Source organism: Vibrio mangrovi (genome assembly GCF_024346955.1).
In the GTDB taxonomy this organism is placed as follows: domain Bacteria; phylum Pseudomonadota; class Gammaproteobacteria; order Enterobacterales; family Vibrionaceae; genus Vibrio; species Vibrio mangrovi.
The window spans coordinates 1,742,321-1,756,563 of the sequence record NZ_AP024883.1; the positions used below are offsets into that span (position 1 = coordinate 1,742,321).

Below are 14,243 nucleotides of genomic sequence, written 5' to 3' on the forward strand. Positions count from 1 at the left end.
CTGCTGTAAAAACCACGAGAAATTTTCCTTTTGGAAGAAATTCCCCAATCACCCTCAGTCCAGTATCTGAATATTCTGTTGCTGTGGGTTTCTTGTCTTTTCCCTATGCAATGCAAATGTCATATAACTCACGTAACGTCATCGTTATCCGTCAATCTGCGCTAAGAAAATTGTGATGCCGGGAGCTTTTGCTCATATCACTGCGGTGAATCAGGCTTTTATGCGGGGAGAGGAGAAGTATCATCTGCCCAGCCGGTTGCAACGAATTCTGCTGGTCAACCAGCGTTATGTTGAAATGGGGGCCGTTTCCCCGGATTTTCCCTATCTGAAACTAACCGACTCTCTCCAAAGCGTCTGGGCTGACCGGATGCATTATGACTGTATCGGCGATTTGCTGCGTAGCATGATTAACCGGGTACGTCGTTTGCACGGGGAGCAGCAGGATCGGGCTTTTGCCTGGCTCAGTGGTTTTCTTGCACATGTGATCACTGATATTAGTATTCATCCGGTTATTGAATTCAAAGTCGGGGATTACCGCCAGAACAAACAGTTGCACCGGGAATGTGAAATGCATCAGGATGCATTTATCTGGCAGCGGATGGGGCTTGGCCATATTGGTCATGTTGAACGATTATCACGTCATTTACTTCATTGTGCTGAGATCCACTCACCGACTCATATCGATCATGTGATTGAGGCTTTGTGGCGGGAATCTTTACTGGATACTTATGGACGACGAGCTTACGGACAACAAACCGGTATACCGGATATTCATGCCTGGTATATGGCTTTTATCCGGGTCATTGAACTGGTTGAAGATCAGTATCGGTTGTTTCCGTTTTCCCGCCATGTTGCGGCTTTCCTCGGTCTGGTGTATCCACAGCAACAGGAGGTTGATCAACAGTATATTGAGAATCTGCAAACGCCTTATGGCTGTTGGCATTATGACCAGATTTTTGATTTCACTGTCGAAAAGATCGTTTTATATCAACGCTTACTGGGAAATGCTGTATATGAGTCAGGAGCAACAGACTGGTTGAAAAACTGGAATCTGGATACCGGGCGGTGTGAACAGGGAAATCTGACACTCTGGACGGGAGAGTTAATGTTGAGCGCTGACATGGTAGATCTTCTGCCGCGCTCAACTGGTGTTATTTAGGCTTTCACAAGTGAGGACGTGATACCGGAACGGAAAAACATCACTGTTTCTTCGACAACAACTTTTCTTAACAGCAACAGACCGATCAGGTTCGGAATTGCCATCAGACCATTCACAATATCAGCGATGATCCAGATCAGTTCCAGATGCAGAAAAGCACCAGAAGCAACCAGAGCGATGAAAATCAGTTTATATGGAAGTACACCCTTCGTACCGAACAAGAATACTACACAGCGTTCACCGTAGTAGTTCCAGCCGAGAATGGTAGTAAATGCAAAAAATATCAATCCGATCGAAACCAGAAGAGGTCCGATTGTGTCAGAGTTCAGGCCAACAGCAAAAGCGTGTGTGGTCATTGCCGCACCGGATAAATCACTTTGCCAGGCATTGGTGAGAATTAAAGCCAGCCCTGTCATCGTACAGATCAGGATTGTATCGAAGAATGTTCCGGTCATTGAGATCAGCCCCTGACGGACACAGGAATCTGTTTTTGCTGCGGCAGCAGCCATTGGAGCACTTCCCAGGCCAGACTCATTGGAGAATACTCCCCGGGCAACGCCGGACTGAATTGCCAGCATGATCGTTGCACCTGCGAAACCACCTGTTGCCGCCGTTGGTGTAAATGCCGAATGAATGACCAACAGAACTGCGGGGATAAACTGATCGGCCTGCATGACCAGAATTGCTAAGCAAGCCAGAATATAGAACAGAGCCATCGTCGGTACAATTTTACTGGCTACTTTAGAAATTGACCGGATACCACCAACAGTGACAACTGCAACTAAGAGCGTCAGAATCACAGCTGCAACTTCTCTGGAAATTCCGAATGAGAGATGGGAAGCATCAACAATAGCGTTAACCTGAGGGAATGTGCCTATTCCGAAAAATGCTACACCAATGGCAAATACTGCGAAGGCGGTTGCCAGTAGTTTCGAGCCGACACCGTACTGAAGAAAATACATCGGGCCGCCAACCATCTGACCTTTCTCATCTGTTTTGCGGTATTTTACGGCCAGCAGGCACTCTGCATATTTTGTTGCCATCCCGAATAATGCGGCGAACCACATCCAGAAGAGTGCGCCGGGTCCGCCAAGTTTGATTGCCGTCGCTACCCCGACAATATTGCCGGTACCAATAGTGGCAGATAATGCAGTACATAAGGCAGCAAAACTGGAAACATCGCCGGTTTTACCTTGCTGAGTACGGCCAAACACCAGTTTTAATGCGGTCGGTAAATGACGAAACTGGAGTAATCCGAGACTGAATGTGAAATAAATACCGGTGCCAACCAGCAGGATTAGTAATGGCGGACCCCAGATAAAGCTATCGATAGAATTGAATACAGATTGCAGGTGGTTCATTATTTCCCCTTAAAATAAATTTCTATAAGGAGAAGAGGAAAGGTAGATCATAAAGTGAACGTCCCGGAAATACGGGGCGATACTAACAAATAAGTTTTCAGAAAATGTGCCTTTCACTCCTCTGTCCTTTTGCCTGAGAGTTTCATCCCGGATGGGACTTGCTCCTTCGGCGACCGATTCAACGGTTCTCTCCAGAGGTTCCTCCAACTACAGTCCTCGTATACTCAAAAGCAGAGTGATACACCTGAAAGATTTACTTCTTCGGCGGGATATGCCAACCTTAATGTTAATATTAGGTTAACAGCCTCTCTCCTGTAGTCTTCACTGGAACAATCATCTTGACTGATGATTAACGAAACGATGGTAATCCAAAAATTTTGTGATGTCACCAACAGAATTTACGTAAATATATAAAAATTGATGACTTGGTACATTATCAACTTTTCTCTGACCTTAAATATAAGAATCATGATATAAATTCAATGAGGTAAGGCGGAATTATTATGGTTAGACTAATTGCAATTGTTGCTTTAATCGCTCTTGCATATCTTCTGGTTCGATATCAGACTCGGGAAAACATACAGAAGGGCATTATTGCCGTTCTTTGTGGCGCTTTTGCAATTTACCTGATTACCGTTGTTGTGATTGAATTGATGCGTTAAAGCAGATGGAGTCATCGTGAATAAACAATCTGACGGCTTAGATGATGAAGACGTAGTCGTTATCGAGCAAAGAGATAAAAAAACATATATCTATATTGGTATTGCAGCTGTCATTGGTATTGCAGCTGGCGGTCTGCTGGGTGGTATTCTGTCAGGCCAACGCTGGGAGCAGGCTTATCAATCTCTGGAATCCCGGTATCATCAGCTTGAGCAGGCTAATCAAAAGACACTTGTTACTTCAGATCAGCAGACTCGTGCACAAATTCAGCAACTGACAAAAGAGTTTGATCAGAAACTGGCGGAAGAAAAGAGTCATTATCAGCAGCAAGTGGATGAACTGAATGCACAAATAGCTACGCTGACGCAGGAAAAATCAGCGTTGGATAAGCAATTATCCGATCAACAGTCACAGATGAGTCAGGTGAATGAAAGAAACAACCGGCTGAACCGACAGGCTGATTTGCAGGCATCATTATTTGAACGTTCCAGAGAGCTATTTCAGAAAGAGCTGAAAGTAAAACAGTCACTGGAATCTCTGGAGAAGGAAAAGGAAACGTTACAGCAGAAGATCAAGGCACTGAAAAAAGAGTGTGACCTTTATCTGGAGGGAACATCATGGGATGCACACTCCGATGCGTGTGACCAGCAAGATGAAGCCAATGGACGTTTAGGAAAGGTGAATCAACTGATTCGGGTGAATCAGATGGATTTGAAAGAGATTCAGTCACTGGCAAAAGAGTTGGGGGTTGAATAATTCCTATCGGTGAACCGGAGTTATGCCTTCCGGTTCACTGAACTTATGATAAAAACCGTTCCGGAACGTCACTGAATATTGCATCCACTTCAGACATCCAGCGAAAGCGCGGATTGTTCACCGTATAGCACCAGATTTCTACTTCTTTTTCCCGGAGTTTCTTAATTTGTCTTTTGGTGAGCCAACGTGCATTGACGTGACAACTGAAAGCTGACGTTTCATCAATTAATCTCATTATCTTCCGATTAACTCTCTCCGTTAGTACTCCGAGACGAAAGCCGGGAAGTTGTTGGCTCATCTCGCGCATCACATCATGATGGAAACTGGATAATAAAATGGCGTCCGGTGAAATCTCATTTTCCTGAAGCTCTTTTTTTAACCGGGTTATTACCGGTCCGACGGCATGATGATCCAGTTTTACTTCCAAGTTCACATGCAGACCCGAGGTCTTTGCCAACTGCAATAGTTGTTGCAATGTCATGATTTTTTCTCCGGCAAACTCTGGGGAAAACCAGCTTCCGAAGTCAAACTGCTGTAGCTGTTGCAGGGTATGATGATCAACCCGTCCGCTCCCGTTACTGCACCGGTCGATCTTGTGGTCGTGACAGACAACCAGCTCCTGATCCTGTGTCGGCTGGATATCGACTTCTACCCACCGGAGACCCAATTGAATGGCTGCCATGATACTGGCCTGTGTATTTTCCGGATAACTCCCGGCGACACCACGGTGTCCGACGATCAGCGGTGACATATTGTACTCCTTACGGAAAGATGGATTGAATATATACCGAACTGACTTCAAGGGGTAGGATTTCACAGAAATTCAGGCTATCCAGCCCGTTTTCATACAGTCCGAAAGGGTCATTTAAACGAAGATGAACAGAGAATTGATTTACCTGTTGATAATGAGAGTTTTTCTCATTAAGATGGAGGCAATTTCACATAAACCGTTTTTCACTATGAATCGTTTCAGATACAGCGCGATAGTTTTAGCTGCACTGTCAGCTCTTCCGACGTTTGCTACACAAATAGATCAGGCAAAATCCATTCAGAACCGAACCAATCAGGCATCGGCTCACAGTCAGACCGTCATTGATAAAAGCGCATCTGCGTCGATTGAACTCAAAACGTCAATAGAAAGATTGAGAGAAGAGGTCAATAATCTGCGGGTTTACCGCAATCACCTCAATACGTTGATCCAGAGCCAGAATTCTGAGATGGCGAGTCTGGAGCAGCAGATTAGCGATATCAAAGAGACCCGTCAGGGAATTGTTCCCCTGATGTATCAGATGATTGAAGGACTCAGACAAATTGTGGCTCAGGATAAGCCGATCAAGCTGACACAACGACAGGAACGAATAGAAAAGCTGACTGCTCTGATGGGAAGGGCTGATGTCAGTGAGGCTGAAAAGTATCGTCGTATTCTGGAAGCCTATCAGATTGAAATGGATTACGGCAATAAAATTGCAGCCTATCAGGATGAAATTACAACTACAGATGATGTTACCCGTGAAGCCGATATTCTCTATGTCGGACGTCTGAGTCTGGTTGCCAGAAGCTTGAATCATCAGCAGTTCTGGTCTTGGGACACTCAATCCCGTCGCTGGGTTGATGGAGATATTTCACATCTGGCACAAATCAATCAGGCTTTTGACTTAGCCAATCAGCAAATCGCCCCTGCTTTACTGGATTTACCGGTTTCTCTTACCGTTGCGGAGGCGAAATAAGATGAAATTGAACCTCAAGATGAAACTGAATGTAGCATTCAGCCTCTGTCTGCTCAGTTTGACCACTTCAGTGATGGCCGATAATGCGGGAGAGAATAACTTAGTCGATCAGGCTCAAATGTCTCAGCGGCAGGAACAGCAGCATAACCGCACCAGAGAAGCATCGTTTAAGGAAACGGAGCAAACGTTACGTGCGGAAGCTGAACGTCTGGAAAAAGCAAAAGCGACACTACAGAAAGAGATCGATTCTCTGACAGCACAATTCAGTAAAAACGAAAGTTCGCTGGCAAAACAGGAAGAAAAACTCCGGCTTGAAACCGGAACTCTGGGCGAAATATTCGGGGTTGTCCGCCAAAATGCCAAAACCCTCAAATCAGATTTGTCTCATTCGATCACCAGTGTTGATCGGCAGGTTTATGCTCCGATTGTGGATGATATTGTCGAAGCCAAGTCTCTTCCTTCTCTGAAACAGCTCAATGGTCTGTGGCAGAGCATGAACGAACAGATTCAGGCTGGCGGTGAAGTTGCTCAGGTGAATATCCCTTATGTCAATGATGGCGGTGTCAAAAACACTGAGCAGGCCGTCCGTCTTGGTTCATTTGGTTTAATTACGGCTCAGGGCTATGTGGCCTGGGACAATGGCAAACATGTTGCGATACCTTATCTGAAGCAACCTGATGATGGTCCGACTCTGACAACTGTTTCGCCGCTACTGGAGGGACAAACTCAAACTCTGGTGGTTGACCCGTCGAAAGGAACTCTGCTGGCTCAGTTAGCAAATGCTCCGACACTGATGGACCGTCTGAAAGCCGGTGGTGTGGTTGGGAATATTATTCTCGTCATTCTTGCGATTGGTCTGATCATCGGGCTTCTGCGCGGTATCTCACTGGTGGTAATCAAACAGAAAATTAAAGTCCAGCTGAAAGATCCGCAGCAACCGGGAAATAACCCGTTGGGCCGGGTTCTGAGTGTGTACGACAAAGAGAAGCACCGCAGTGTTGAAGCACTGGAATTGCGCTTACTGGAAGTTGTTGTCGATGAACAGAGCCATCTGGAAAAAGGCTTGTCCATGCTGAAACTTCTGGCTGCTCTGGCGCCAATGCTTGGGCTGCTGGGAACTGTAACCGGCATGATCGACACATTTCAGGTGATTACTCAGTTCGGTAACGGCGATCCGAAGGTAATGGCCGGTGGTATATCGATGGCACTGGTGACGACGGTTCTCGGGTTGGTGGCAGCGATGCCGATGTTGCTTGCTCATAATATTCTTTCTTCTCAGGCTGAAAGTATTCGAACCATTCTTGAGAAACAGGGCATTGGCTTAGTGGCTGCGCAGGCAGAAAAAGACCACTCCACTGAGGGTGAACTGGAGCAAGCTGCGTAATGGAAAGCTTTATCCCGTTTCACCAACTGTTTCTGCCACTGAGTCATTTTATGGCTCAGGGTGGTACGGTTTTATGGTGGCTGGCTGCGGTTGTCTGCCTGAGCTGGATTTTGGTGATTGAACGGTTGATCTATCTGTTTTTTTACTTTCCTAAACAGAGACAGCACTGGATTCAGGCCTGGACTCTGCGTCATGATCAGGCTTCATGGTATGCCCGCTCAATTCGGGAAGGATGGTTAGGGCAGGCACATGATGCGCTGTATCAGAATCTGAATATCATTAAAGTTCTGGTCAGTATTTGCCCCATGCTGGGGTTGCTTGGAACGGTTACCGGAATGATTTCTGTATTTGATGTTATGGCTAATCAGGGCAGCAGTAATCCGAAACTGATGGCATCCGGAATATCGCTGGCAACATTACCGACAATGGCCGGTATGGTTGCCGCTCTGGTAGGGATGTTTATTCATGCCCGGTTGTATAAAAAATGCCAGTGGCTTGAAATGAAACTGGAAAAATCACTGAGGAGCCGCTTATGAGACTGGGAAGACGCCCGGTAAAGCAGGATGAGGCTCAGGTCGATCTGACCTCAATGCTTGATATTGTATTTATCATGCTTATTTTTTTCATCGTGACCAGTTCTTTTGTCCGTGAATCTGGGGTAGAAGTGAATCGTCCTCAGGCTGCGCATGCAGTGAGTCAGAAGCAGGCCGGTGTTTTTGTTGCGATAACCGCAGCCAATGATATCTACATCGACAAACGGCGGGTAGATGTCGAGCGGGTACAGGCAACACTGGAGCAGATGTTGCTGGACAAACCGGATGCATCCTTGGTTATTCAGGCCGATGAACATGCTTACAACGGAACCGTTGTACAGGTCATGGATGCCGCAAAAAGTGCCGGTGTGAAGCAGATTGCCCTTGCTGCGGAGAAGCGGCAATGATGCGTTGGTTGCTTGCGTTGCCGGTCGCCATTGTATTCTCTTTCGGCCTGTTCAGTTTCATGGCCTGGATGGTAGATAACGGTTCGCAGCAGAAACCAGCAGACCGGTCAGCTTTGCAGTTTGATATGTTCATGGCTGAACAGGAAGATGCAGTGCAGCGGCGCCAGAGAACTGTTCCGGAAAGGCCTAAGCCGCCGGAAGCACCTCAGATGACACCTGTTTCCCAGCAGCAGGCCTCTGTTAACCATATGCCGATGACTGCAACTGTGCCGGCATTGGGATTGTCATCAGGTTTACAGGGTATCGAGATTCAGGCGCCTTCTTTTGATGTCAGTGCAATCGGAAGCAGCCAGCAGGCTATCCCGCTGTATAAGGTGAAGCCTGACTACCCGCCCCGGGCAAAGCGACGGGAGATTGAAGGGACAGTAACATTAAAGTTTGATATTGATGAAACCGGCAGGGCTGTGAATATTCATGTGGTTGATAGTCAGCCGAAACGGATTTTTGACCGGGCGGCCAGAAGGGCTCTCAGATACTGGAAGTTTCAGCCTCGTATTGTTAACGGAAAGGCAGAGAAGCAGAATGGTATGACCCAGATCATTAAGTTTGAGATGGATAAATGAAGATGAAATACATTCTTGTCGGCTTACTATGGTTATATGCGGGGGTTGTCCCGGCGGTTGAGCTGAGTAGTCATGTTGCATCCAAAATTGTTCTGGCACAGAAGCAGGCTGCTAATCAGCACCTGGATAAAGCGATTCAGACTCTGCAATCGGTAAAAAGTGCCAAGCCTCATGATCAGGCTTATGTTGCTCTGATTTTAGCAAACTACTACTGGCAGAATGATCAGAGTCGACAAGCAATAGAGCAGGCGCGTTACGCGGTCACATCTGATCAGCTCAAAGATGAGTTAGGCTGGAATGCAAAGCGGATGTTGGCGGATCTGTTGGCGAATGAGCAGCAGTATCAGGAAGCGGTCGCTTATTATCAAGAGTTGACAGATAACGCACCAGCAAAAGAGAAAATTTCAGAATTATGGCTGCGTATCGGACAGATTCATTATCAGTTATCACAGTGGAAACCTGTTCTTCAGGCTGTTGCTAAATATGAGCAGTTTCACCTTCCGGATGCCGTAACACCGTTGTCGATTAAGCTGGGTGCTCAAATCCAGCTGGAGCGTTACAAAGCTGCAATTCCGACCATCAAACGTCTACTGACGCTCGAACCTGATCATAGAAACTGGTGGTTGCAACTGGTAAATATGGAACTGAAAACCGGACAGTCCGGAGCTGCCCTCAGTTCACTGGAGCTGGCCCGGATGAAAGGGGTCGAATTATCCGGACAGGATTTGAAATTACTGGCCAGCCTTTATGCCCGTAACGGCATTCCTGAAAGAGCTGCAAGGGTGATGATGTCGCTCTCAGAGAAGTCTGAACCGAAGCTGGATGATATCACGCAGACTGCCTATTACTGGCAGCGGGCAAAAGAATGGGATAAAGCAATTGATAGCTGGCAGTTGGCTGCACAACAGGATGCCGGCTATTATCGGGAAATTGCCCGTCTGCAATTACAGCAAGGCCGTTATCAGGCTGCACTTGATGCTTTGGCTCGGTTGAAAGGGCATGATCAAGAAGCTCGTATCGCATTGTTGCGGACTCAGGCACTGTATAAACTGAATCAGTTCGAGTCAGCATTAAGTCAGGCGAGAAAGTCTGACAGCATCCAACCCTCTCAGGAAGCGAAAAGCTGGATCAAATATCTGACTCAGTTACGCCAGTACCAGCAAAAAAGAGAGTCTTAACCGAATCTCCCCGGTGACATATCACATGATTGATGAAACTGATATGTCACCCATTGATGGGAGAGTTTGTGATGGCATGAAGCCTCACCCAACATGATATGACATTCCCTCTACACTCAGTCATTTTATCCATGAACCAACGGATTAAAGGATATGACTGCTGTGAAAATCAAAATGACACTTCTTTCACTCCTGCTACTGACTCATTTCTCTGAAGCTGGGGTTGTCCATGAATCTTCCGAACCGGTGATGCTGGCGAATACATACCACCCGGAGCAGGATATTGTGTTCAGTCACTATCGGGTCAGCGAAAAACTGGACGGTATCCGGGGAGTCTGGAACGGAAAACAGCTGATGACCCGCAATGGTAACCATATTTACGCACCGCGGTGGTTTTTGCGGCAGCTTCCGCCATTTCCTGTTGAAGGTGAGTTGTGGGCTGGGCGGGGATTGTTCCATGTGGTTCAGCAGACAATTCTGGATCAGCTCCCGAACTCGCAGGCCTGGCACCGCATTTCTTTCATGTTGTTTGACATTCCTTTCGGCCTTGGGCCTTATCATCAACGCTACCAGAAAATAAAGTCCTGGTTACTCAGACAGCCAGAGACAAAGAATCTTCGTCTGATCCGACAATATCCACTGGCATCTCAAAAGGATCTGGATAAGTTTATGCAGCAAGTGGTTCAGGATAATGGGGAAGGGATTATGCTGCGTGACTGGTATGCTTCCTATCATTCGGGCAGGAGTGATACTTTGCTTAAGATGAAACCTTATATTGATGAAGAAGCTCAGATCATCGGTTATAAGAATGGAAAAGGAAAGTATGAGAACCAAATTGGCGCCTTACTGGTCAGAAATCGTCGCGGAACTGAATTTTATATCGGTAGTGGTTTAACGGATCAACAGAGAGAATCTCCTCCGGAGATCGGTTCCTGGATTACTTATCGTTATGATCGGGTGACTCAGAAAGGAAAGCCCCGTTTTGCCCGATTGTTACGTGAGAGAGTTTATTAGAAATATGGTTTATAGAAATATGGTTTATGCAAAAACAATGAGGATGCTAAAAGCATCCTCATTGAACGACGTAACGCATTGATCAAATTAATAATTGTGATCGTCAGGATGATGAAATGGCATTCAGTTTCGAGATATCATGTTGCTTGAAAATCCAGGTCAACCGAGCCCCCAGCATCAGTGCGGCAGAAGAAAGACCGATGATAAATCCGATCCAGAATCCGGCGACTCCCATGGGTTCAACAATCCAGTCAGTCAACGCCAGAATACAACCGAAAGGCAATCCAAACAGCCAGTAGGCAATGAAAGTCATATAGAAGATTGCTTTCATGTCTTTGTATCCTCTCAGAGCACCGGCAGAAACGACCTGAATAGAGTCGGTACACTGATAAACGGCAGCAATAAACAGGAGCTGAGTTGCCAGTGTGATGACTTCCGGGCTTTGTGTATACATCCACGCGAGTTGTTCACGGAAGAGAACCGTTAATGTCGCGGTAATAATTGCCGTACTGAGACCCAGCCCGATTCCGACTTTGGAAGAGATGACCGAACCTGCAAAATCATTTTCTCCCAGTGTATGGCCGACACGGATACTGACCGCTGAACCGATACTCATCGGTAACATAAACACCATTGAAGAGAAGTTAATAGCAATTTGGTGGGCTGCAACAACCGTAGCACCAAACGGAGCAACAACCAGAGCTACCACAGCAAATAATGTGACTTCAAAGAAAAATGCCGCAGAAACAGGGAAACCTAACCGGAAAATACGAATCTGCTCATTTTTATCCAGACGGGAAAGTGACTTGAATGGTGATAGATGTGCAAGTCTCTGTGAAGTGATGACGTAGAAACACAGCATCAAAAACATCAACCAGTAGACGATTGCTGTCGCAACACCACATCCCACACCACCTAAGGCTGGTGCGCCGAATTTACCGTAAACGAAAATCCAGTTCAGCGGAATATTTATCAGTAAGCCAAGAAAGCCGATGACCATGGCTGGTTTAGTCATTGACATACCATCAGTGAAGTTTCTGAGCGCCTGAAAGAGGAGAAAGGCTGGAACACCAAACATCATGGCATACATGTAATTGCCGGTTTTTTCTGCTAATGGGCCGTCAACATCCATCCATTCCAGAATTTGATTAGTCTGAAATAACACCAGAATGATCGGGATTGTCAGCAAAAGCGCGGTATAGATACCTTGCTGAACCTCATAAGGGATCCGATCCTGTTTACCTGCACCATTCAACTGGGCAATTACAGGAATCAGAGCCATCAGAATACCAATACCGAACAAAATGGTTGGCATCCAAACACTGGCGGCAACCGCAACCGCTGCCATGTCCACTGCACTGGCGCCACCCGCCATTACCGTATCTACAAATCCCATCCCAGTCTGTGCAACGGATGCAATCAGAACCGGGACGGCAAGATTAAATAATTTTTTCGCTTCTGCTTTATATAGGTGCACAAATTTACCCAATGAGACAAAAAATAAAACGTGTTAGATTTACTGCTATTCAAACAACAGCAGCCCGATAGTCTGAGCCCTGCCTGAGATCACACGGTATATCCAGGTAACCTCATCATATATCTGCTTATCCCTGCACCTGGTGACTCTCAATGAGACTATTTTTGAGGTCACTTGAACATATTCTATCACTGTCATACCAAGGAGGCAGCATAATGTTTACAGGAATCGTCCAAGGTACAGCAAAAGTTATTCGAATAGAAAGAAAAAATGGTTTGCACACTCATACCCTGGAACTAAAACCCCCTCTGAATAAAGGGCTGATGATCGGTGCTTCGGTTGCCCATAATGGCTGTTGCCTGACAATTACTGACATCCGGGAAGAATTGGTATCCTTTGATTTAATTGAAGAAACTCTCCGAATCACTAATTTAGGACAGCTTGAAGAAGGTGAATGGGTGAATATCGAACGAGCAGCAAAGTATGGTGATGAAATCGGTGGTCATACCATGTCCGGTCACATTGCATGTACCGCAGAGATAGCTCGTATTACGGCATCGGAAAACAATCGTACACTATGGTTCAGATTACCACCGGACAAAATGAAATACGTCATGGCTAAAGGTTTTATCGGGCTGGATGGTTGTTCTCTGACTATTGGAGAAATTCATGAGGATATGTTCAGTGTTCATCTGATCCCGGAAACACTTCAGCAGACCTTATTCGGACAACGTCAGACCGGCGATCAAATCAATGTTGAGTTCGACCCTCAAACCCAGACAATCGTAGATACGATAGAAAGAGTTCTCAAAGAAAAACAGCTCGGATGAGGTGTGAGCTTTCCCTGCGCTGAGAACTATGAAGATTCTTCCAGAATATTACGGATAATCTGCTGTGCATCGTTGAGATAGTGTCCGCCAAAGCAGTTACAGTGGTTGAGAATGTGATACAGGTTATAAATATGCTTACGTTCTTCATAAGCGAGTTCTAGCGGTAAAATACTTTCGTAGCCCTGATAAAATTCAGGTTCGAAGCCACCGAATAGCTCTGTCATCGCGATATCACATTCTCTGTCTCCCCAGTAGCAGGCAGGATCAAAGCAGAAAGGTTCCAGTCCGCTGTCTGCGACATTACCATGCCATAGATCACCGTGAAGCAGGGATGGCTTTGGTTGATGGTGGGCGAGTTGTTGTGCGATAAGTTCAACAAATTTGTCGATATCAATAAAAACAATACCTTTCTCATAGAGCAGCTGTAATTGCCAGCCAATTCGCTGTTCGGCAAAAAAACGGTGCCATTTTTTATTCCATGAGTTCGGCTGGATTGTCATACCAATATAGTTATCCTGATCAAAACCGTATTCTTTCTGTTCTCCCCATTGATGGAGACGGGCCAGTTGTTCTCCGAATAGGTAGCTGCGTTCACCACTTTCCAGTGGTTTCAGGCTGATGTGTTGCAGAACCAGAAATGAATGGCTCTTTGAGCTGCCGACTAAGAGTACCTTGGGTGTATTGACGCAGTGAGTCTGAGCGAGTGTTCTGAGATTATCCTGCTCACAGATAAACTGAGAGAGATCCTCTTTCTCATTGATTTTTACAAAATATTTGTAACGTCCATCGCTAATCACATAGCTGGCATTGATATCACCACCATGGATTCTCTGCTTATCGAGAATTTGAAATTCTCGGCCTAATGTCAGTGATAATTGCTGAACTATACCTTGCCACATAACGGTTACCCTGCTGACCACGCCTTCATAAGTCTAGGTGAGAGTTAATAATTTTTCCTATTCTTTACGAATGAATCGTTACTTGAACATGTGGCATAACCCGGAGAATGTGATTTCCTGCATATTCTGTTGAGCGGATTCGATCATTCTGTTCTTGAAATCAGCTACGGATTGTCTATAGACTGTGGTAAACGTTCAAAAACCAATAATTTTCTGAACGGCACTACTGTAAAAA

15 protein-coding genes and 2 riboswitches are annotated in these 14,243 nt (G+C 45.9%); of the genes, 11 read left to right on the forward strand and 4 right to left on the reverse strand.

The window, feature by feature from the left end:
• Window positions 1-175 precede the first annotated feature (175 nt).
• The gene (locus OCU74_RS07825) at window positions 176-1,159 is read left to right on the forward strand and encodes a zinc dependent phospholipase C family protein (protein ID WP_087479190.1); all 984 of its coding nucleotides are present in this window, start codon (window positions 176-178) and stop codon (window positions 1,157-1,159) included.
• On the opposite strand, the gene OCU74_RS07830 is transcribed toward OCU74_RS07825, so the two are convergent.
• Window positions 1,156-2,520, reverse strand: a complete 1,365-nt coding sequence (locus OCU74_RS07830; protein WP_087479191.1) for an alanine/glycine:cation symporter family protein — start codon at window positions 2,518-2,520, stop codon at window positions 1,156-1,158. The genes OCU74_RS07825 and OCU74_RS07830 overlap by 4 nt on opposite strands.
• 118 nt (window positions 2,521-2,638) lie before the next feature.
• A riboswitch (glycine riboswitch) is annotated at window positions 2,639-2,718 on the reverse strand.
• Between the two features lie 2 nt (window positions 2,719-2,720).
• Window positions 2,721-2,845, reverse strand: a riboswitch (glycine riboswitch).
• 178 nt (window positions 2,846-3,023) lie between these two features.
• On the opposite strand from OCU74_RS07830, the gene OCU74_RS07835 reads away from it, so the two are divergent.
• Window positions 3,024-3,182, forward strand: coding sequence for a hypothetical protein (locus OCU74_RS07835; protein WP_087479192.1), 159 nt, complete (start codon window positions 3,024-3,026; stop codon window positions 3,180-3,182).
• A 16-nt stretch (window positions 3,183-3,198) separates the two neighbouring features.
• Entirely contained in the window at window positions 3,199-3,936 is a 738-nt protein-coding gene (locus OCU74_RS07840; RefSeq protein ID WP_087479193.1) for a chromosome partitioning protein ParA, read from the forward strand.
• 43 nt (window positions 3,937-3,979) lie between these two features.
• Here OCU74_RS07840 and OCU74_RS07845 read toward each other — a convergent pair whose 3' ends face one another.
• Entirely contained in the window at window positions 3,980-4,687 is a 708-nt protein-coding gene (locus OCU74_RS07845) for a glycerophosphodiester phosphodiesterase family protein (protein ID WP_087479194.1), read from the reverse strand.
• 208 nt (window positions 4,688-4,895) lie between these two features.
• Here OCU74_RS07845 and OCU74_RS07850 point away from each other — a divergent pair, with 208 nt between their 5' ends.
• The 7 genes from OCU74_RS07850 to OCU74_RS07880 all read left to right on the forward strand — a co-directional run bounded on the left by OCU74_RS07850 (window position 4,896) and on the right by OCU74_RS07880 (window position 10,802).
• Complete coding sequence (locus OCU74_RS07850; RefSeq protein WP_087480067.1) at window positions 4,896-5,663, forward strand: DUF3450 domain-containing protein; 768 nt, start codon at window positions 4,896-4,898, stop codon at window positions 5,661-5,663.
• Window positions 5,664-5,682: 19 nt separating this feature from the next.
• The gene (locus OCU74_RS07855; RefSeq protein WP_087480068.1) at window positions 5,683-7,047 is read left to right on the forward strand and encodes a MotA/TolQ/ExbB proton channel family protein; all 1,365 of its coding nucleotides are present in this window, start codon (window positions 5,683-5,685) and stop codon (window positions 7,045-7,047) included.
• A complete protein-coding gene (locus OCU74_RS07860) occupies window positions 7,047-7,583 on the forward strand; it encodes a MotA/TolQ/ExbB proton channel family protein (protein WP_087479195.1) in 537 nt (178 codons plus the stop codon). The genes OCU74_RS07855 and OCU74_RS07860 overlap by 1 nt, the downstream gene beginning before the upstream one ends.
• Window positions 7,580-7,987, forward strand: a complete 408-nt coding sequence (locus tag OCU74_RS07865) for an ExbD/TolR family protein (RefSeq protein ID WP_087479196.1) — start codon at window positions 7,580-7,582, stop codon at window positions 7,985-7,987. The genes OCU74_RS07860 and OCU74_RS07865 overlap by 4 nt, the downstream gene beginning before the upstream one ends.
• Window positions 7,984-8,610, forward strand: coding sequence for an energy transducer TonB (locus OCU74_RS07870; RefSeq protein WP_087479197.1), 627 nt, complete (start codon window positions 7,984-7,986; stop codon window positions 8,608-8,610). The genes OCU74_RS07865 and OCU74_RS07870 overlap by 4 nt, the downstream gene beginning before the upstream one ends.
• Window positions 8,611-8,612: 2 nt before the next feature.
• A complete protein-coding gene (locus OCU74_RS07875) occupies window positions 8,613-9,788 on the forward strand; it encodes a tetratricopeptide repeat protein (protein ID WP_390623644.1) in 1,176 nt (391 codons plus the stop codon).
• Window positions 9,789-9,941: 153 nt separating this feature from the next.
• Window positions 9,942-10,802, forward strand: a complete 861-nt coding sequence (locus tag OCU74_RS07880; RefSeq protein ID WP_234993513.1) for a DNA ligase — start codon at window positions 9,942-9,944, stop codon at window positions 10,800-10,802.
• A 103-nt stretch (window positions 10,803-10,905) separates the two neighbouring features.
• On the opposite strand, the gene OCU74_RS07885 is transcribed toward OCU74_RS07880, so the two are convergent.
• A complete protein-coding gene (locus OCU74_RS07885; RefSeq protein ID WP_087480070.1) occupies window positions 10,906-12,279 on the reverse strand; it encodes an MATE family efflux transporter in 1,374 nt (457 codons plus the stop codon).
• Between the two features lie 215 nt (window positions 12,280-12,494).
• On the opposite strand from OCU74_RS07885, the gene OCU74_RS07890 reads away from it, so the two are divergent.
• Window positions 12,495-13,109, forward strand: coding sequence for a riboflavin synthase subunit alpha (locus OCU74_RS07890; RefSeq protein ID WP_087479199.1), 615 nt, complete (start codon window positions 12,495-12,497; stop codon window positions 13,107-13,109).
• 26 nt (window positions 13,110-13,135) lie between these two features.
• On the opposite strand, the gene OCU74_RS07895 is transcribed toward OCU74_RS07890, so the two are convergent.
• Window positions 13,136-14,008, reverse strand: a complete 873-nt coding sequence (locus tag OCU74_RS07895; RefSeq protein ID WP_087479200.1) for a fructosamine kinase family protein — start codon at window positions 14,006-14,008, stop codon at window positions 13,136-13,138.
• Between the last annotated feature and the right edge of the window lie 235 nt (window positions 14,009-14,243).

Coding starts and splice junctions, on each gene's coding strand:
- OCU74_RS07870 (WP_087479197.1), top strand. CDS start 7,984: ATGATGCGTTGGTTGCTTGCGTTGCCGGTCGCCATTGTATTCTCTTTC.
- OCU74_RS07830 (WP_087479191.1), bottom strand. CDS start 2,520: ATGAACCACCTGCAATCTGTATTCAATTCTATCGATAGCTTTATCTGG.
- OCU74_RS07825 (WP_087479190.1), top strand. CDS start 176: ATGCCGGGAGCTTTTGCTCATATCACTGCGGTGAATCAGGCTTTTATG.
- OCU74_RS07865 (WP_087479196.1), top strand. CDS start 7,580: ATGAGACTGGGAAGACGCCCGGTAAAGCAGGATGAGGCTCAGGTCGAT.
- OCU74_RS07855 (WP_087480068.1), top strand. CDS start 5,683: ATGAAACTGAATGTAGCATTCAGCCTCTGTCTGCTCAGTTTGACCACT.
- OCU74_RS07850 (WP_087480067.1), top strand. CDS start 4,896: ATGAATCGTTTCAGATACAGCGCGATAGTTTTAGCTGCACTGTCAGCT.
- OCU74_RS07880 (WP_234993513.1), top strand. CDS start 9,942: ATGACTGCTGTGAAAATCAAAATGACACTTCTTTCACTCCTGCTACTG.
- OCU74_RS07890 (WP_087479199.1), top strand. CDS start 12,495: ATGTTTACAGGAATCGTCCAAGGTACAGCAAAAGTTATTCGAATAGAA.
- OCU74_RS07845 (WP_087479194.1), bottom strand. CDS start 4,687: ATGTCACCGCTGATCGTCGGACACCGTGGTGTCGCCGGGAGTTATCCG.
- OCU74_RS07835 (WP_087479192.1), top strand. CDS start 3,024: ATGGTTAGACTAATTGCAATTGTTGCTTTAATCGCTCTTGCATATCTT.
- OCU74_RS07895 (WP_087479200.1), bottom strand. CDS start 14,008: ATGTGGCAAGGTATAGTTCAGCAATTATCACTGACATTAGGCCGAGAA.
- OCU74_RS07860 (WP_087479195.1), top strand. CDS start 7,047: ATGGAAAGCTTTATCCCGTTTCACCAACTGTTTCTGCCACTGAGTCAT.
- OCU74_RS07875 (WP_390623644.1), top strand. CDS start 8,613: ATGAAATACATTCTTGTCGGCTTACTATGGTTATATGCGGGGGTTGTC.